This is a genomic window from Flavobacterium piscis (assembly GCF_001686925.1).
Classification (GTDB): domain Bacteria; phylum Bacteroidota; class Bacteroidia; order Flavobacteriales; family Flavobacteriaceae; genus Flavobacterium; species Flavobacterium piscis.
Genome location: NZ_LVEN01000042.1, coordinates 341,091 through 360,374, shown reverse-complemented (window position 1 = coordinate 360,374; position 19,284 = coordinate 341,091). Strand labels below are relative to the sequence as shown.

The following is a 19,284-nucleotide window of genomic DNA, read 5'->3' as shown; positions in this document are numbered from 1 at the left end:
ACTGATTTCTAAATTTTTTAACTTTAAAACAAGGCCAATGTCTGAAGCGCAAGAAATTCTTTTAAAATACTGGAAACACGACAGTTTTAGACCTTTACAAAAGGAGATTATTGACTCAGTTTTGGATGGTCAGGATACTTTTGCCTTACTACCAACAGGTGGCGGAAAATCAATTTGTTTTCAGGTTCCGGCCATGATGAAGGAAGGTATTTGTCTGGTCGTTTCGCCTTTGATCGCTTTAATGAAAGATCAGGTGGCGAATTTGCAAAAGCGGGAAATTAAAGCAATTGCTCTAACAGGAGGAATTCATACCGAAGAAATTATCGATCTTCTGGATAATTGCCAGTTCGGAAATTACAAATTTTTATACCTTTCTCCGGAACGGCTTCAATCAGACTGGATTTTGGAACGCATAAAAAATCTTCCTATAAATTTAATTGCAATTGATGAAGCGCATTGCGTTTCGCAATGGGGACATGATTTTCGTCCGGCTTATTTGAAGATTTCAGAACTTAAAAAATTTTTTCCTAAAATTCCCTTTTTAGCTTTGACGGCTACAGCAACTCCAAGAGTTATTGAAGATATTAAAACCGAATTGGGATTGAAAAACCCAATACTTTTTCAGCAATCTTTTGAACGAAAAAATATTGCATACATGGTTTTTGAAGTCGAAGACAAATTGTATCGCACAGAACAAATCTTAAAAAAAAATCCACAGCCTTCTATAATATATGTACGAAATAGAAAATCGTGCTTGAATATGTCAACGCAATTACAATCTTTAGGATTCAAAGCAACCTACTATCACGGCGGACTTTCATCAAAAGAAAAAGATAAAAACATGCAATTGTGGATGTCTGAACAAGCACAGGTAATTGTAGCCACAAATGCGTTTGGAATGGGGATCGACAAAGACAATGTAAAAACAGTAATTCATACTCAGCTTCCTGAAAATATAGAAAACTATTATCAGGAATCAGGAAGAGCCGGGCGAAATGGAGAAAAAGCTTTCTCAGTTGTCTTGACGAATTCGTCAGACAGTATTCAGTCTGAACAGCAATTTTTAAGCATTTTGCCGGATAAAAAGTTTCTGAATACCATGTATGTAAAGCTTTGCAATTATTTTCAGATAGCTTATGGCGAAGGTTTAGATGATTCTTTTTCGTTTAAACTGAATCATTTTTGCCAGAAATATGATTTCCCAACTCTCAAAACATATAATGCTTTGCAGTTTTTAAATCAGCAGGGAATCATTACCATGTCTCAGGAATTCTCTGAAAAAATTACGATGCAGTTTTTGATTGAATCGAAAGAAGTAATTCGATATACGAGTTTACATTCTAATGACGAAGAAATCATTTTAGCCATCCTGAGAACTTACCCGGGAATTTACGAAATGAAAATGCCTTTTAATATTTCGCTAATTGCAAAAAAATCAAACCATACCGAAGCACAGGTTGCTGCTGTTTTAGAAAAATTGAAAGAGAAAGAAATTATTGAATACAAATCTAAAAATAACGACGCTACTATATTATTTAATGAAGTTCGCGAAGATAATCTCACCATAAACAGAGTTGCAAAGTATCTCGAAAAACAAAATCAGCTTAAAAAAGACCAGCTTTTATCTGTTCTACACTATATAAAGGACAATAAAACCTGTAAAAACCGATTGATTTTGGATTATTTTGGAGAAGAAACTACAGAAAATTGTGGCGTTTGCTCCTATTGTATTACTCAAAAAGGAAAAATTACCGAAGCAGATTCGATTGCAGATAAAATTTTACATTTATTAAAAACGGCAGCTTTAACGTCGAGAGAGATTGAAACCAAAATAAAACTTGACGCAAATGATGTAATTTTGGCACTTCAGGAATTACTTGAAAACAATTATATTACCATTCAGGCAAACAATAAATACACTTTAAAATTATAATGGAAAAATTGAGAATTATATTTATGGGAACCCCGGAATTTGCAGTAGGCATTCTGGATACCATTATCAAAAACAATTATGATGTTGTTGGCGTTATCACAGCTGCAGATAAACCGGCAGGACGAGGACAAAAAATAAAATATTCGGCCGTAAAAGAATATGCTTTGGCAAACAACCTAACTTTATTACAGCCAACCAATTTAAAAGACGAAAATTTTCTAGCCGAATTAAAAGCGCTCAACGCCAATTTGCAAATTGTAGTTGCTTTTAGAATGCTGCCAAAAGTAGTTTGGGAAATGCCAAGTTTAGGAACTTTTAACCTTCACGCTTCTTTGTTACCAAATTATCGCGGTGCAGCACCAATTAACTGGGCAATTATTAATGGAGAAACCACAACAGGAGTTACAACATTCTTTATTGATGACAAAATAGATACTGGTGCAATGATTCTGAATTCAGAAATTACTATTGAACCGGAAGAAAATGCCGGACAATTGCACGATAGATTAATGTTATTAGGCAGCGAAACGGTTATTGATACTTTGAAGGTAATTGAAAACGGAAATGTAACCACCACAATTCAGAAAGATGATGCCGAAATTAAAACAGCTTATAAACTAAACAAGGAAAATTGTAAGATCGACTGGACAAAATCCGGAGATGAAATCATTAATTTAATTCGAGGTTTAAGTCCATATCCTGCTTCATGGTGCTTTTTGAAAGATAAAAACGAAGAGTTAAGCATCAAAATATACGAAGCAAAACTGGTTTTAGAACCACATTCTTATGAAGTTGGAAGCTTGATTAGCAGTAAAAAAGAAATCAAAATTGCGATCAAAGATAGCTTCATCCAGCTTTTGAGTTTACAATTACCGGGAAAAAAGAGAATGCAAGTAGCAGAATTACTTAACGGGATCACTTTTACTGATAGCGCAAAGGTCTATTAAGGTCAGTAAAACAGGGGTTTTTACCTGATTTTGAGCTCAAAACAACTGGCGTTATGAACAAAAAAAGCAAGTTATCAACAATTTTTGCTAAAATTAAAGAAAACACTTGCAAGGAACGGATTTCCTACTAAATTTGTGTATTAACAATTTTTTTTAACCAACAATTAATAACTAATTATTATGAACAAATCAGAATTAATCGATGCTATCGCTGCTGATGCAGGAATCACAAAAGCTGCGGCAAAATTAGCTTTAGAGTCATTTTTAGGAAACGTAGGAGCTACTTTGAAAAAAGGTGGTAGAGTTTCTTTAGTAGGTTTTGGATCTTGGTCAGTATCTGCTAGAGCTGCAAGAGACGGAAGAAATCCTCAAACTGGAAAAACTATTCAAATCGCTGCTAAAAATGTTGTAAAATTCAAAGCCGGAGCTGAATTAGAAGGTGCAGTGAACTAAGTAAGAAAGTTCTCTAAACTTATAATATAATCAAAACCCTCCTCATGGAGGGTTTTTTTGTGCGGTTTAACGATTTTATTTGGGTTTTTAAAAATTTTATGATTAAATTTAATAAAAATTGTAGCCGTATGATTTCAGAAAAATTAAAAAAAGGACACCTGCTTGTTGCTGAACCTTCTATAATTGGAGATTTATCTTTTAATAGATCGGTAATTTTATTAGCAGACCATAACAAAGAAGGATCAATAGGTTTTATCATTAATAAACCATTAAAGTATACTATTAATGACCTAATACCTGAGATTGATGCCAATTTCAAAATATATAACGGCGGCCCTGTTGAACAGGACAACCTGTATTTTATTCACAATATTCCGGAATTGATTCCTAATAGTGTTGAGATTTCAAATGGGATTTATTGGGGAGGTGATTTCGAATCGACCAAAGACTTAATAAACGACGGATCTATTGGCAAAAACAATATTCGCTTTTTCTTAGGTTATACCGGTTGGGACGAAAATCAGCTTGAGAATGAAATGCAAGGTAACTCCTGGATCATCACTGATAATAGTTATAAAAATAAAATTATCGGAAAGTCGACCACCCATTTTTGGAAAGAGCAAATTATTGAGCTCGGAGGCGATTATCTTATTTGGTCTAATGCACCTGAAAATCCGTATCTGAATTAATTTTCAGATATAGATTCATTCAGTTTTTGTACTAATAAATGAGCCAGATTACTTGTAAACTCCTTTTTACGATACTTAGTTATCGGTTGTATCCCCGTGATTACATTTGTGAGAAATAATTCGTCAGCTTTTTGAAGATCAAAAGGTGAAATTATTTCTTCTGCCACTTCTATGCCTTCAACTTTTTTAGCCAAAGCTACTATTTGTTTGCGCATTATTCCGTTTAAACAGCCTTCGGAGATTGGAGGAGTAATTAGTTTTTTACCTACTAGCATAAATAAATTACCTTGTAGACCTTCGACCACATTTTTTGTGTCGTTTACCAAAAGACAGTTAGCCAAACCATTTTCGTGAGCAAAAATGCTTCCGGTAACATTTATCATTTTATTGGTCGTTTTAATCGACGATAATAATTGTTTGGTCACATAGAAGTCTTTATATAAATCAACTTCATATTCTCCAGTATTTATAGCGTAAGATGTGCTTTCTAATGCCGTTGCATGAATTAAAAAAGAAACTTCGTTGGTTTTTGGCAAATACAAACCTCCGTCTTTTCTAAAAACGGTAATTCGGGCTCTAGCCGAAGAAGAAATATTTTCCTGATTGGCAAGACTTAAAACTTGCTGTTCAAAATATTCCATTGTAAAATTCATCGGAATCTCCATTCGAACAACACGCATTGAAGCCATTAATCTAAAATAATGATCTTCAAGAAACAAGATTTTATGATTGACTATTTTTAGTGTTTCAAAAACACCATCTCCATACAAAAAAGCACGATTTTGAGTTAAGATATTATCGTCTTGTGCTACTATGTTTCCGTTAAAATTGATCATAAAAAAACCCTGAATTTTGTTCAGGGCAAATATAAGGTTTAAAATAGAATTTTACTAAACAGATCCTATAAGATGTTTCAGATCTGAGATCTGATTCTCCCACAATTGTTTAGCTTCTCCTACTTCTTCTTTTTCGGCAAAATCTACTACCATTAATGATACATCTTTAGTCAGTTCATCTACTAAAATATGCAATTCAAAAAAGTACTCTGTATCCTTACTGCTTTCGTCAACCCATTTAAATTTGACTTTTTCCCCAGTTTTTTTAGAAGCCAAACGTGCTTTTTCCTGCGAGTCATTCCAGATAAAAGTGAAAAATTCGCCTCGTGAGTTTACATTGTCTGCAAACCATTCTGACAAACCTGACGGCGTTGATATATATTGATATAATAATTGTGGCGAAGAATTTATTGGAAACTCTATTTCGTAACGTATTTTTGGATCCATGTGCTACTTTTAATTTTTTCGAAATATAAGAATATATGTCCAAAAACAATGCATTTTTAAAAATATTTTTTTTTCTTCAATTTATTCTTGGAAGCTTTAATAATATTTCTATCTTTGCACCCGCAATGAGGAACACGGTTCACTTGCAATCTTGGCGAGGTAGCTCAGTTGGTTAGAGCGCAGGATTCATAACCCTGAGGTCACGGGTTCAACTCCCGTCCTCGCTACAAAATAAAAAACACCACTGAAAAGTTGGTGTTTTTTTCGTTTATAAAAGTTGCACATGGAAGAATTTGTTGTCTATATTCTTTATTCTGAAAGATTTAATAAAAATTATACTGGATTCACTTCTAATTTAATTGATAGATTTAAGTCTCATAATTATCTTGGAACAAAAGGATTTACTTTAAAATTTAGACCATGGACTGTAATTCATGTCGAATTTTTCCATTCTAAATCGGAAGCAATGAAAAGAGAGAAATATTTCAAATCAGGAATTGGCAGGGAATTTATTCAAAATACAATCCAAAACTTATAGTTGCAGTATTTATATCCGCCGCGGCGGACACGGGTTCAACTCCCGTCCTCGCTACAAAATAAAAAACACCACTGAAAAGTTGGTGTTTTTTTCGTTTATAAAAGTTGCACATGGAAGAATTTGTTGTCTATATTCTTTATTCTGAAAGATTTAATAAAAACTATACGGGTTTTACTTCTAATTTAATTGATAGATTTAAGTCTCATAATTATCTTGGAACAAAAGGATTTACTTTAAAATTTAGACCATGGACTGTAATTCATGTCGAATTTTTCCATTCTAAATCGGAAGCAATGAAAAGAGAGAAATATTTCAAATCAGGAATTGGCAGGGAATTTATTCAAAATATAATCCAAAACTTATAGTTGCAGTATTTATATCCGCCGCGGCGGACACGGGTTCAACTCCCGTCCTCGCTACTAAGACAAAGCTTCAGAAAAATCTGAAGCTTTTTTGTTTTAAGAACTGTTCATTTATAGTTATAAATCTAATCTATCAAGTTTTTATTAAAAAAAATCATAAATTTCTAATTGCCCTATTTGATTTTTAAAAGTTAGTGTATTTTCTTTAAAAGAGAAATCAGCTGTGGAAGTATGATTTGTGATTTTCCCTGTTCTACTATCTGTATATTTCCTTATTTCAGTTATCTTTTTTAAATGTTTAGCTTCATCATATTCATAAATACACTGTTTTTCACTGTTAGTAAAAGGATCTATTTCATTGTATTCTAATAATTTACCATCAGTATAATTATAAGTTTTTGAGCCAGTAGTTTTAACAGGAACACCAACGAAATAGGTTTTTAATACTTTTGTTATTAGATTATTTTCATAAAAATACTCGTTTTTTATATGCTCAATTCCGTTTTCATATTGAGAAGACTCGATGAGTTTGTTATTGGCATCATATTTATAAGTTATAAATTGTTTTTTTTCATTTCCTTTAGATGGCATATAATTACTTATATAATAGGCCCAAACTAAATTCCTTTTATTATCGTAAACGGCTGAATCGTTAACAGAACTATATTGAAAAGGTTTTCCTTTAAAAATCCCTTTACTATTGCTTTTTATTAGAACTAAATTATTGTTACTATCATAAACATAATCATTTGTATAGGATGATTTTGAATCATCATCATCTATTAAAGATTCAGATCTTACAAGGGAATTTTTCTCATAGAAATAATGCTTTTTTTCAGTATTGTTCGTAGTAATTTCTACGATTTTATCTTTATCGTAAACGATTTTAACTTGCTTAGTAATATCAATCGGTCTATAACCGTCATTTTCTTTTTGTTCAGATATATACGAAATCACACGATTTTTTTTATCTAAAATAGCTTTGTATGTGTTCAATTTCTTTTCGTCATCAAATGAAGCTACTACAACGCTTTGTTCACCTCTTTTTAAGCTTTCTCTTATGTAAGCGGCATTCTCAGCATTATTCCTTTTCACTATTTTCGAATCCGATATAGTGGTCGTGATTTTCTCAATTAAAATATTATTTTTATAAGTGTAAAGTGTTGTTGTTGTCGAAGAAATTCCAGGATCTATTTCTTTCGTTATATTTCCATTTATATCATATTCCGTGATTTTTTTACCAATGATTGTTTTTTTATTTTTTTTATTATATGATTTTGCAAAGTCGTTTAATTGATTCTCTGGGAGAATAACTTCAGGCCGAATTATTGTTGGTTCAGGACCTTTAAATTGTCCAAAACTTATCATAGATTGAAAAAAAAGAGAGAAAAAAAGTATTGTTTTTAGGTTCATTTTTTTATAAAATTATTTTTATTAATTAAGTTTTTTTTGTGGTAGGGAAGTCATCACTAGCTGATAATTATGACTAAGTTTTCCATATTCTTTCATCTTTAATTTCTCTAAAAATTAATGTCCTATCATTTTTAGTTTTTATTTCCATTAAATGATTTTTCTAGATTTTTAAAATTATTGATATGTCTGACAAAATCTCAAAAATCCTCCAAATTTTGTTACTCATGCTAATACATATTACACATTGATTAATTTTCAAATATATGGATATGTAAACAAAAAGCAGAAAAAGATTCAAACTACATGTTTTCAATTTGTATTTTTTTTTCCAAATTCTTTCAACAGTTTTATATTTCAAAATAAAGAAGCTTCTATTTATTCTTCAAAAAAGTTATATTAATATTTCAAAATAAAATTTTAAGATGCGTATTTCATGATACTATAATAATCTTCAAAAAACTGGTTAGATATTTGAATGCTTCCCGCCACTAAAACAAAGCTTCAGAGAAATCTGGACTTTTTTTTGTTTATATTTACTTTTGTAGATTCTCTTTGCGGAAAGATTGCTAATTTATGCTATAGGGTCCCGAAAGAGCTAAGATCGAAAATCTTAGTTAATTACTTTTGAATTAGAATTAACCTAATATTTATAAAAGTTTTGATTTTTATCAGACGATAATATTACTTACAATTCCACAATATAATATTTAAACATTATTTTGATATTTATGGATATAGAAAATAGAGGGCGTTTTCAAGCACAAGGGCAAAAATTAGAGGAATCCGTAAATTGGGCACAAGTTGACCCTTTATACCATTGTCAAGCAATAGTCTTTATAGAAAATTTAAAAAATAAATTAACTAGAAGAGATTTAAAGATTCGAAAAAATGCTTTTGCTGAATGTATAGACTACGTAAATAAAGCAAATAAAAAAGGAGGAATACCCGCAGTACATAATAAATCTTTTCCCAAAAATTACAAAGAACGTGTAGACCTAGAAGTTCATAAAGGGGTCGCTTTTCTAACAAAATCTAAAACACAAAAAAATGAAATATAAAATTTCAAATTTTCAAGGTTTCCTGAAAGATGATGAAAAATATAAATCAAATGTAGATTTTTGGAAAAGCAAAATCCATGAAATTGAACCTGATTTTAAAGATTGGATGAGTAATCATTACATGAATGGGGAAGAGATAAATGATGGCAATCCATTAATAGCTGTGAGGTATAATAATATTGCGATTAGAATAATACAAACTGAAAAAAATAATTTACAGCCAAAATTTGCTTCATGGATTAAAAAGTATGATGAATTTAATTTGACAGAGCTTGTGGTCTGTATTCAACCTGATCCAACAGTATATACGTCCACGGAATTTTTAATTAAATTATTTTATAAAAATAAATATCGAAGATTTCAAAACAAAATGAATTTGAGATACAATAAAATATTAAATAGTAATAGAACCCATTTTTTGCTAAATAAATTAGAATCTATTTCCCCAAGCGCAAATATTATAAAAAGCAATATGGAATTGAATAGAGAAGCTTTCAAAATAATCCGAGCTGTTTCACAAAAATTAAGACCTAATGAAAGTATTTTTCGAAATGCCAAAATTAGCAAACCTTATAATTCTTCAATTCAGAAAGCATCACAGATTACTGCTCAAATTTCAGTTTTAAGAGTTCTTGATATTAAAGAAGCTACAAAAATAAATCTTGATTTTGAGAATTTGAAAAATCAAATATCAAAATTAAAAGAAGAAGTTGTTGTCGAGCAAAAATCTCAAAACACACATCGCTAAAACACTATCAAAAATTATTTTTAGTAGCGAGAATAGGACTCTAACCACTTTGATATAAGCGAAAAAGTTTATGTTATTACAAACAAAACTAATCAGGAAATTGTTCTACTCAATAATGATCTGAATGTGTAACAGGATTATTTTAAGGTATCAAAAAATGTCAGAATGGGTATTAAGTGTTCGATTCCATGCCCTGACACTCCACACAAAGACAAACAACGCCATCGGATTCCAATGGCGTTGTTTTTTATACTTCACAAATTGCTTGCCTTAATTTTTTTATGGATCAATCTCAAAATCTGAAGAGAAATTTTATATCTCGTTCGTCCGGAACTCTTTATAAAATCCCGAAGGAATGATTTATTGCAGCGAAAGATTTTAATCCCATCATTTAAAATAAAATACTAAATGATTTTCTTTATTCCTGGAATTAATAAAATAAGTGATCCCAGTACAAAACTACTTAGCACTATTAATGGAGCAATAGCTAGAAGTTTTATTGCAGGATCAATAGACCAGCTTCTTACCGCTAATGTAAGTACTACAATTACAAACGGATGAAAAATGTAAACAGCAAAACTACAGCGTGATACTTTAGTAAATAGTTTTGAATAAATATTCCAGTTTCTTTTTCCTTTAATTAATAATGCTGTTATTATCGATATACCGATCCATTGTTCCCAAACTGCATATAATAATGCCTGCCAATGAAGACCTCCGGAAAACCAAGAAGAGGGTGTGTTTAGCTTGAAACTAATGACAAAAAATAATGGAAAAAACAATAAACATAACATTGCCGATCTTTTCAGCTGTCTGCCTGTTTTTTCTGAAAGTTGATCGAACCAATTGTTTTTTGAAGCCAGTAATCCGATAATGAATAGTGCAATATATTGTGAAAAATGCCCAAGCTGAAATCCAACTGGTTCAAGAACCCATCCAACAGGAAATATAATTCTAACCAAGAAACTAATAATTCCTAATGCTAATGCAAATAATAATATGGCACGCGTGTTAGGTGCTGCCACAGGTTTGTCGAAGTTAATTTTGAATATTTTTTTTACTGCTGCATAAAGTAATGTAAAAAGCAAAAGTGCCGCCACAAACCATGTAACTCCTAAGTCAATCCAACTATCGTAACCGCTTAGATATTCAAAATAAGTGATATGATTTTTTGTAAAATAATAGACCAGATAACACATGAATGGTGTAAGGATAAAAGAATAGAATACTATAGGAATTCCTAATCTCGTTAATCGGTCTTTAATAAATTTTGAAGCTCCTTTTCTAGAATACGAAGAACCGGTAAAATAGGCTGCCAATAGAAAAAAATACCCCATAAAAAAAGACTGATTGATACTAACGAACATTGTCATAACAGCACGTGCACCTAAAAAGCTGCTTGGTTCATTATAATACCAGCCTCCCGAAGAACTGTAAGCAATTAAAGTGTGATGAAGTACCACTAAAATTGTCAGTAAAACTTTGATATTATCTATATATAATAATTTGTTTAAAGAGCCAGAATCTTCATTTGAAACAGCTGTTGCAGTTGGCATAATAAATAGGTTTTGCGTTATTTATGGCAAACGTACAACAAGAAAATACAGCCAGAGCAAGGGTTGTTACTAGCAACTAGCTTTTGTGATAAGCAACAAGCTTAGGCAATGTTTTTATTTTGAAGCTGCTGATAACAGCTATTAAAGTTATCGATTTGCTTTCTTGAAACAGGTATTTTTATGTCTGTTTCTTTAAATGATAATACATAACCCTGGGAGTTTCCAGCTACTTGTTTGATCTTATACATATTTACTAAATAGGTTCTGTGACATCTAAATAAGTGCGGGTAATCTGTTATTTGAGTTTCAAATTGAGTTAACGAAATTCTTTTTACTTCTGTAGTCATTTGATGGCCATTCGATTTTGTTAACTCAATGTAATTGCCATCTGCTTTTGCAAAGAGTAATTGGTCCATATCCAGTAAAAAATCATCTTGTTTTACCTGTGTGGTGATAAAAATATTAGATTTTAAAACTGTTTTTTCGGGTTTAACTGTCAGCGGGGTAAATTGCAGAACAAATGGCGATCCTTTTTTTGACTCAAAATAGAAAGTTGATAATCGTAGAAAAAAATAGAAAAATATACCCGCAACAAAACAATTTCTGATTTCTTCAAAGAAATAATTCCATGACCAGTTGTTTGGATTGTTATAAAGTAAATCTCGCATCAAGAAACTTGCTGTACCAATTAAAACTAATAGCGCTCCAATTTGAATGAATTCTTCAAGTAAAGTCCATTTAGTTTGATTCTTCGTTTTTCTGAAATAATTCAATACTCCAAAATAAACAAATAAAATTATTGCCGGAGCTAAAGCATGTAAAAAACAAATAAAGAAATAATGCATTTTCAGTTCCGGATCATAAACTCCAAATGGTTTAAACATTAAAAGAAAAAGTAGAATGATAAGAAATACAACAATAGAGCTTTTGATAAGATTTTCAAACTTATATCGTTGAGGATATTCAATTTCATTCCTCAAATGTTCTGTATTGATGTAGAATCGCATATTAAAAATTTATTTTGGGAATAAAAATACAAAAAATAGAAAGCGTATAGCTTTTGGAACTATTTAGATTTGATAATATCTAAAAAAAGCAAAACACTTTGAAAAGTACTTTTATTTTTTTTTTGACTTAAATGGAATATTAACTTTGAATAAAACTATTTTAAGTTATCAAAAAATGTCAAAACTGAGATCAGGTGTTCGATTGTATTCCCTGACAGTCCGCTATTTATTATTAATTTCCGTGGGCGATGAGGGGTTCGAACCTTACTTTTTTTGCATAGTGGCTACATTGAATCTTTTCCAACCCATGCTAACGAATCCATACTTCTTTTAATATCTTATTTAATTTCGTCACAAAGTTCGAGAATCTCCTGCGGGCGCTTGCAAAAAATTCCCCCATAAATGCAGGAAAAAAATCCTGCTTTATTGCGTTGCTTTTTGCGCTTGCTAGGCGATTCCCGGTGAATGTTCCATAATTAATTTAAAATATAGAAATTATGGAAACTTTAAATCAAAACTGGCAGAATGTATCTGAAATTGAACTGATCTATAAAACAAAAGTAAAAAACTCTGAAAGACCACAAATCAAATCTTCAAAAGATGCTTATAAACTTGTGCTTTCAGCTTGGGATCATAATAAAATAGAATTCTTCGAGCAGTTCAAAGTATTACTTTTGAATCAAGCTCACAAGGCACTAGGAATTTACGAAATCTCTTCCGGAGGAATTGCTGGAACTGTTGTAGATATTAGACTAATATTCTCGTCAGCTCTTAAGGCAAATGCTACATCTTTAATGATGATTCACAACCACCCTTCAGGAAACCTAACAGCCTCTGAAGCCGATAAACAAATAACCCGAAAAGTAAAAGAAGCCGGAAGACTTCTTGATATCACATTACTGGATTCTTTGATTATAACTAGAGAATCCTATTACTCCTTTGCTGATGAAGGCGCTTTATAAGCGCCTTTATAATAGTTAGTAATACATCCCAAAAAATGATAGCCTATAAAATGATTTTTATATTAGTGCTCAACATTAATTTTAATTTTGCATTAAGCCAATTTCCCAAATCCATTGTAGTATCTTTTAGGGATAGTTTAAATTAATCAACTAAATAGTCGCCAAAAATTTCACATAACCTTTCTTGCCAGCAAAATCCAGTTGATGACATATTTATTACAAACCATCCTATTCCGACAGAAAGATAAAGGTGCCTTCGAATATCTTCAACTATATTTAATTCAATAGTCTTCCAATTTTTTAGCGCAATTATATCCGACATTGGTAATCTTTCAATAATAAATGCTACTCTCCAAAATTCATCTTTTGTTATAATTTTATTACCAAAAAGAGCTAATGTTTTTCCAAGAAGTTTAGCTTTAGAACCAGTTTCCAATTTATCAATAATAGCAATTAATTTTTCACCTACTTCTGATTGATATTCACTGTCTTCTAAATCTTCAATAATTTTTTTTCGATTGCTTTCTGATAATATAGATGATTCTTTAAGGAAAAGCATCATTTTATTTAGAAACCTGTAATCATTTACAGCAACGCCAGTTTTCCAAATTCCAATTAAAGAACCAACAATTGGTAAATCTTTAAGTACACCATTTTCTAGTATTGAATCAATTGATATTTCTGCAATATCAATTCCGATTTTGGTTAAATCTGATTCCGAAAGAGTTTGTGCAAGAGATTTCGAAAGTTCGTTTTCGTTATTATTTGTCATTGTTCAATTTCTATGGGTAATTATGCCTTCCTAATTTATATGTGTGATAAACCACACAAAGCTATCCAAATTTGGGGAGATTGATGTATAAGTGTTATAATTTTTGCATTATAAATCATTAAGATAAGCATTCGATAACACTATAATAATCGCCAAAAAACTGGTTGAATACTTGATTTGATCCCGTTAGTAAGACAAAAGCTTCAGAGAAATCGCGAGCTTTTTTGTTTTGTATTTTACTTTGTCTGTCAAATTTAATTTTCTTTCCGTTCACGAGTTAAAGATGAGGATCTTTCGGTTAATCACAAATTTTCCAAATATAAACTATCTTTAAATTCAGCCTCAATTTATAATCTGACCAAACGGCAGTTACATACAGTCCTTTTTAATCAAAATTGTTTCATAAAATCTATCATGTGCAGCTTATAACCATTTAGAAGTTTATACAGCTCTTTACTTACCATAAACATATTGAAAGCGAAGTCCACTTTTTTATTTATCGAAAATTCCGTTATCTCAGCTAATCTTATGTACATCATAAACTCCTCACCATTGTCTACTCTGTCAGTATTCAATTTTATGTGTTCACTTGAGAAATGAATAAATCCACTTGTGTTTTCATATAATAATTTAAATCCAGGATAAATACTGTCTAATTTTTGAGATAAATACAAATCAGTCATTTTGTTGTCCTCTGCATCTTTTATATTTCTAATATGTTCCCCATTTTGAATTCGATTATAAAAGTCCAATCTATCTGTAACCAAACTCATAGCGAACATTCTCATACAATTATCAGCTTGAAGCCGTAATAAGTTTATTGCGGTTATCCAGTTGTTGGATTCGGTTAGAGCTTTAAATCCTCTATTTAATTCTATTGCTCTGTGAACAATTGAAAACGTAAAATGACTTGGTTTGGAAAGTAAGTTTCTTTGTGTTTCATTTGTAAAAATCTCAACAGCTGTGTCATTTAATTGTTTGTTCAATTGCTCTAACTCTTTAAATATTTGAGTTAAATCAACTTCGGAAACATTTTCATTTAAAGGTTGTCTTTCCATAAAATTTTGTATAAAAATTACTTATTAATATCTTTTATTAACTTCAAAGATATCTAAGAAGTACGCAGTAATTTTGCGTAGCTATAAAATTATATTTCGATCTTTTCATAATTTTAGAACAAATATTACCGATTAATATTCGGAAATATTACGGAAAAACATAATGATAAATAAATATTTATTTGTCATAAAAAAATGACATACATACTACCGAAAAAGTTTAATCCAAAGTAATTTATCCTATTTACAGCCTTAATAACTCAAGACAACGATTATTAAAGGTTGTATTATAATGACATTTTTAATACCTTTACGTATATAAAAGTACATTGACTCACTGCTATTAAATTGATCAAGGCTACAAAGGGCTACAAGGTAAGTCATTATAAATGAGACCTATTCGGCTACCCTTTTTGGAAGAATACTTGAGAACACCAATAAAATCAACGAATTAAGGAATAGGCATGTAATCCTGCCACCTATTCAGATTTGTAAAAAATGAACATATTTGTCTTTCTTATCTTTTTAAAGCAAAATGTCCCTTAAAAATCCTGTTGTCTCCCAATTTTATTACATACCAATAATCATCCGCTGGCATCTGAGTTCCAAGATAAGTTCCATCCCATCCCTGACTCATCGGAGTAATTTGTTTTAGTAGTTTTCCATACCGATCAAAAATCTGAATAGTTGTCTTTGCATTTGAAGCATCAATACCTTCAATGTTCCAATAATCATTATAAGAATCCTGATTGGGCGTAAAAAAGTTAGGGATTCCAAAAACTGCTACCTCTTTAGATACCGTTCCACAGCCATTTTGATCTTTTATATAAACTGTATGAGTACCGGCAAGCACATTTTCAAAAGAATTTTCTTTCTGATAATAACCATTTTCATCATCTAAAGCATACACGTAATCTCCGTTTCCTGTTACAGAAATAGTAATGGTATTGGACTGATCAACGACAGCAATTAAATTTGAAGCAATATCTGATGCTGATACTTTGATTGTTCTTGTTCGACTACAATGTGTTTGTTTATCAGCAACATCAACAGTAAATATTCCTTCTCTATTCACTGTTAAACCATAGCTTGTTTCATTTGGAAGTAAAGTTTCATTAAAAAACCAAGTGTACTGGTAATCATTAATCAAACTCAAATCTAAGAGTCCGGCATCGATGTTCTTTGTGAATGTTGGCAAGTTACTGCATACTAACTCCTCTCCTTTCAAATTAATCTTAGGAACCTGATTTACAATAAAAGGAATTATAGTGCTGGCAGAACAATTTGAATTATTCGGATTTATGACTTCTACTCTTACATTTTGCGTGTGGGTTACAAATGGATTAGGAAGCGGACTAGATAACAATTGATCATTAGCATCATAATATCTAACCGTCATTTCAGTTTGCCCACCCAATAAAGCAGCCTCAAACGAAGAAGTATTAAAAGCATATTTACCATCCTGCATAACAGGATCTGGTTCATCATCGCAAACGTTGGTAAGTGTCGGATCAATTGCAAATACTTCAGGCAAATTGTCTACTACAAAAGATATTGTTGCATTAAATGAACATCCTGTAGACGTATTATTCTTTACAACAACCGTTACAACCTGAGAAGCTGTGATAAACGGATTTGGCAGTGGGCTTGAAAGTGGATTATTATCCTGATCCGTGTAAAAGACAGTAACATTTGTGATCCCGTTCAGTAGTTCTTTTTCAAGGTTTGAAGTATTAAATCCGTAGATACCGTCCTGATCGTCATCACAATGTTCTTTTTTCAAATTTTCTACTATAGGAACAGGTTCAACTTTTAAGGTAATGTATCCTCCCAATCCTAAACAATCATTATTAATTCTACTATCGACCCTGATAAAAATTTTCTGTAAATTAGGTGAGCTTGTATTACGATAGTTCGAGATATCCGAAATAGCATTTTTCTCTGCCAAAGCATCTTCAACATTTTCATAGTAGCTCACATCTAAAAGTTGTCCCGTAGGAAAAACATTTTCTTTTATATCGGTTGTTACACTACTGAAATCAAATGATGTAATACCATCATGGTTATTTCCTAGATTACTATCATCACATTGAGTAAATAATTTAGAATATGTCGAGGGTATTTGCGTTGTCGAAACAATAAGATTTAATTGTGCAATCCGGTAACAATTGTTTTGATTAGATACTCGGACATATACCTTATCACTGCTAACATTTTGATTTCTATATGCAGTAGGATTTAAAACGGGATTAGTAGCATTCTGAGCATCAGCTAAGGTTTTATAAAATGTTATAATTTCAGTTGAATTTGTCATTATTTTTTTAATTGCTTCTTCTAAATTAAAAAAGCTAAATCCATCAATATCCTCGTCACATTGTTTTAAGCTTACTGTACTTACAATTATAGGCAGACTAAAAACCTTTAAATTAAATGATGTTGCAGCTGAGCAGCCAATATTATCTTTGTTTATTACCTTTACATACACAGTTTCTGAAGCCAACGAATTTACATAAGATCCAGGCAAAATTATGGACTGGTTAAATTCCGCATCTTTATAATAGGAAATCAAAAATTGGGCTGCTGGCTGACCGTTTAATATAGATGCTTCTCTTTGGGTCAAATCAAAAATTATTTTACCATCAGTATCCGTTCCAACACTAGAATTATCACAACTAGTCAATTCTGGAATATCTAAAGGTAAATTAGGTTTTGGACTGTCATGAACGTTAATAACAAAGGAGGTACTGCTTTTACACATTGAATTAATATTATTACTTACTTCTGCTGTAATGCTTTCCTTCTGATAAGGTATTTTATTTTGATAAATGTTGGGATTAGGAATAAGTATATTGTTATGATAATAACTTATTGTATACAAATTTGGATCCTGTCCGTTTAAAATAGAATTGTTTTGTTTGGTTAAATCAAATACAAACAAACCATCATTGTTGTCATCGCAAACCAATATATCCTGTGGCTGAGTTGCAGTTGGAATATTACTGACAATCACTTCTCTTGATTCTGTGCTGGAGCCGCTTGGGCCTGTAGCTGTTACCGAGACATTATAAGATCCAACGGCTAAATACCTGTGTAAAGGATTTAAATCTGTTGAAGTAGTTCCGTCTCCAAAATCCCATGTGGCGGCTGTTATTGTTTGAGATGAATTTAATATAAATGATGTATCATTTCCAAGACACAAATTTTTAGCCTCAAAAAAAGCATCAAAAAATGAGGTTATAAATGGAGGCAGCCCCTTATTATGAGTAGTATCTAATAATAACGGCTGTCCTATTGGATCAAAATTACATCCTAAGCCAACTATGTTAGGATTATTGATAACACCTAATGAACTTGGATAATAACTGCTGTAGTAAATTTTATTATTAGGCGCTAATTGCAGTGCTCCAATACCATATGGAGCATTAAAAATATATAATTTTGAATTTGGAATGTCATTGCTGAGCAAATCAAATTGCGCCAATCCTTGTGAAGTATATAGTGCTTCCATACTTGCATAAAGGACATTGGAATCATTTGAAAATTCGACGCCGTAAGCACGTATATCTTTTGCAATCAACTTAGGATTAAATACTTTACCCGACGAATTATCAAAATCATAGGTATAAACGCTTCCTTTATAATTATTATAAGGGGTTGTTGGTGTATCAATCTGATCATATGCCGCAGTCAATTTTTTTCCGTTAGGTGATGCTTTAAAACACCCTATTGCATTTCTTCGATACCCATAAGTAGGAACACTTGGTAATACCAGTGATTTAACAGGTGTTGTTGTAATACCGCTGGAAGTCACTCTGAAGGAATAAAAATAATCCGTAAACTGTGTAATAACCCAAAAACCATTTCCAGAAGCATCGCGCACCGCGGTTAACTTTTCAGAACATTTGTATTTTATTTCTTCTCCGTTTGGATCTGTATCGTATGTGATAAGGGGATTATTACGGCTTACAATATCCCCCAGACTGCCATTAGTTCCAGTTTTCGTAAGATCTACAATGGAATAATTTAAACCATTATTTAGACCATCATCATTATTTGGAGTTTTACCACTATCCTCATCAATATAATTCCCTGAAAAAGCGTTTGGATAAACTGCAGCATTTTCGTGATGGGGCTCATCTAAAGTAAAAATATAGTATATTTTTAAATTTCCCGGTTTAGGGACAATGATAGCCGAATTTGTACTTGACGGATCTCCCTTCAATCCAGTACCATTGAAATAATCACCATTAGGCATAATTAAATGATTTTTATCCCATACTGTTCTTCCATCGGTGTAAAACAATAAATTTCCTGCGGCGTCTGCTATCGAAGCGCAGCCCTCATTAGTAACTAATTTGCCATCAGTTAATGAAGTAACAGATCCGTCGGGATGAAACTTTAGCCCTGCATTTTTACCAAAATACCAAACACTTGCCTCCCTTTGGGCAAAAGAAAATAAGGAAAAAAAACAGCAACTTAAAAGTAATTTTATTTTCAAAGGCATA

General features: G+C 31.5%; 17 protein-coding genes and 1 tRNA gene. 10 read left to right on the top strand and 8 right to left on the bottom strand.

Annotation, left to right across the window (positions count from 1 at the left end; all coding sequences use genetic code 11):
* Positions 1–37 precede the first annotated feature (37 nt).
* The 4 genes from FLP_RS18995 (at position 38) to FLP_RS18980 (ending at position 4,022) form a co-directional block, all read left to right on the top strand.
* A complete protein-coding gene (locus tag FLP_RS18995; protein WP_065451058.1) occupies positions 38–1,933 on the top strand; it encodes a RecQ family ATP-dependent DNA helicase in 1,896 nt (631 codons plus the stop codon).
* A complete protein-coding gene (gene fmt / locus FLP_RS18990) occupies positions 1,933–2,880 on the top strand; it encodes a methionyl-tRNA formyltransferase (RefSeq protein ID WP_065451057.1) in 948 nt (315 codons plus the stop codon). The genes FLP_RS18995 and fmt overlap by 1 nt, the downstream gene beginning before the upstream one ends.
* A 180-nt stretch (positions 2,881–3,060) precedes the next feature.
* Complete coding sequence (locus FLP_RS18985; protein ID WP_017498096.1) at positions 3,061–3,333, top strand: HU family DNA-binding protein; 273 nt, start codon at positions 3,061–3,063, stop codon at positions 3,331–3,333.
* 128 nt (positions 3,334–3,461) lie between these two features.
* Entirely contained in the window at positions 3,462–4,022 is a 561-nt protein-coding gene (locus FLP_RS18980; RefSeq protein ID WP_065451200.1) for a YqgE/AlgH family protein, read from the top strand.
* On the opposite strand, the gene FLP_RS18975 is transcribed toward FLP_RS18980, so the two are convergent.
* Positions 4,019–4,858, bottom strand: coding sequence for an aminotransferase class IV (locus tag FLP_RS18975; RefSeq protein ID WP_065451056.1), 840 nt, complete (start codon positions 4,856–4,858; stop codon positions 4,019–4,021). The genes FLP_RS18980 and FLP_RS18975 overlap by 4 nt on opposite strands.
* 54 nt (positions 4,859–4,912) lie before the next feature.
* Positions 4,913–5,305 (bottom strand): START-like domain-containing protein, encoded by a 393-nt coding sequence (locus tag FLP_RS18970; RefSeq protein WP_026984135.1) that lies wholly within the window; start codon positions 5,303–5,305, stop codon positions 4,913–4,915.
* A 153-nt stretch (positions 5,306–5,458) separates the two neighbouring features.
* On the opposite strand from FLP_RS18970, the gene FLP_RS18965 reads away from it, so the two are divergent.
* From FLP_RS18965 to FLP_RS18955, 3 genes are all read left to right on the top strand, one after another.
* A tRNA-Met gene (locus tag FLP_RS18965) sits at positions 5,459–5,532 on the top strand.
* Between the two features lie 56 nt (positions 5,533–5,588).
* Entirely contained in the window at positions 5,589–5,843 is a 255-nt protein-coding gene (locus FLP_RS18960; protein WP_065451055.1) for a GIY-YIG nuclease family protein, read from the top strand.
* A gap of 110 nt (positions 5,844–5,953) precedes the next feature.
* A complete protein-coding gene (locus FLP_RS18955; RefSeq protein ID WP_065451054.1) occupies positions 5,954–6,208 on the top strand; it encodes a GIY-YIG nuclease family protein in 255 nt (84 codons plus the stop codon).
* A gap of 141 nt (positions 6,209–6,349) precedes the next feature.
* On the opposite strand, the gene FLP_RS18950 is transcribed toward FLP_RS18955, so the two are convergent.
* Positions 6,350–7,618 carry a hypothetical protein gene (locus FLP_RS18950; protein WP_123921688.1) on the bottom strand — a complete coding sequence of 423 codons (1,269 nt, stop codon included), beginning with the start codon at positions 7,616–7,618 and terminating at the stop codon, positions 6,350–6,352.
* 728 nt (positions 7,619–8,346) lie between these two features.
* Here FLP_RS18950 and FLP_RS18945 point away from each other — a divergent pair.
* The gene (locus FLP_RS18945) at positions 8,347–8,676 is read left to right on the top strand and encodes a hypothetical protein (RefSeq protein ID WP_083195908.1); all 330 of its coding nucleotides are present in this window, start codon (positions 8,347–8,349) and stop codon (positions 8,674–8,676) included.
* Positions 8,666–9,424, top strand: a complete 759-nt coding sequence (locus FLP_RS18940; protein WP_065451052.1) for a hypothetical protein — start codon at positions 8,666–8,668, stop codon at positions 9,422–9,424. The genes FLP_RS18945 and FLP_RS18940 overlap by 11 nt, the downstream gene beginning before the upstream one ends.
* A gap of 404 nt (positions 9,425–9,828) precedes the next feature.
* On the opposite strand, the gene FLP_RS18935 is transcribed toward FLP_RS18940, so the two are convergent.
* Both FLP_RS18935 and FLP_RS18930 read right to left on the bottom strand, forming a co-directional pair.
* Positions 9,829–10,980 (bottom strand): acyltransferase family protein, encoded by a 1,152-nt coding sequence (locus FLP_RS18935; protein WP_065451051.1) that lies wholly within the window; start codon positions 10,978–10,980, stop codon positions 9,829–9,831.
* A gap of 101 nt (positions 10,981–11,081) precedes the next feature.
* Positions 11,082–11,987: a LytTR family DNA-binding domain-containing protein gene (locus tag FLP_RS18930; RefSeq protein WP_056191235.1), complete on the bottom strand. Its 906-nt coding sequence runs from the start codon at positions 11,985–11,987 to the stop codon at positions 11,082–11,084.
* 497 nt (positions 11,988–12,484) lie between these two features.
* Here FLP_RS18930 and FLP_RS18925 point away from each other — a divergent pair, with 497 nt between their 5' ends.
* Positions 12,485–12,949, top strand: a complete 465-nt coding sequence (locus FLP_RS18925; protein ID WP_065451050.1) for a JAB domain-containing protein — start codon at positions 12,485–12,487, stop codon at positions 12,947–12,949.
* Positions 12,950–13,091: 142 nt separating this feature from the next.
* Here FLP_RS18925 and FLP_RS18920 read toward each other — a convergent pair whose 3' ends face one another.
* From FLP_RS18920 to FLP_RS18910, 3 genes are all read right to left on the bottom strand, one after another.
* On the bottom strand, positions 13,092–13,721 hold the full coding sequence (locus FLP_RS18920) for a hypothetical protein (protein ID WP_065451049.1): 630 nt from the start codon (positions 13,719–13,721) through the stop codon (positions 13,092–13,094).
* Positions 13,722–14,110: 389 nt separating this feature from the next.
* The gene (locus FLP_RS18915) at positions 14,111–14,779 is read right to left on the bottom strand and encodes a hypothetical protein (protein ID WP_065451048.1); all 669 of its coding nucleotides are present in this window, start codon (positions 14,777–14,779) and stop codon (positions 14,111–14,113) included.
* A 517-nt stretch (positions 14,780–15,296) separates the two neighbouring features.
* Complete coding sequence (locus FLP_RS18910; protein ID WP_165606696.1) at positions 15,297–19,277, bottom strand: T9SS type B sorting domain-containing protein; 3,981 nt, start codon at positions 19,275–19,277, stop codon at positions 15,297–15,299.
* Positions 19,278–19,284 lie beyond the last annotated feature (7 nt).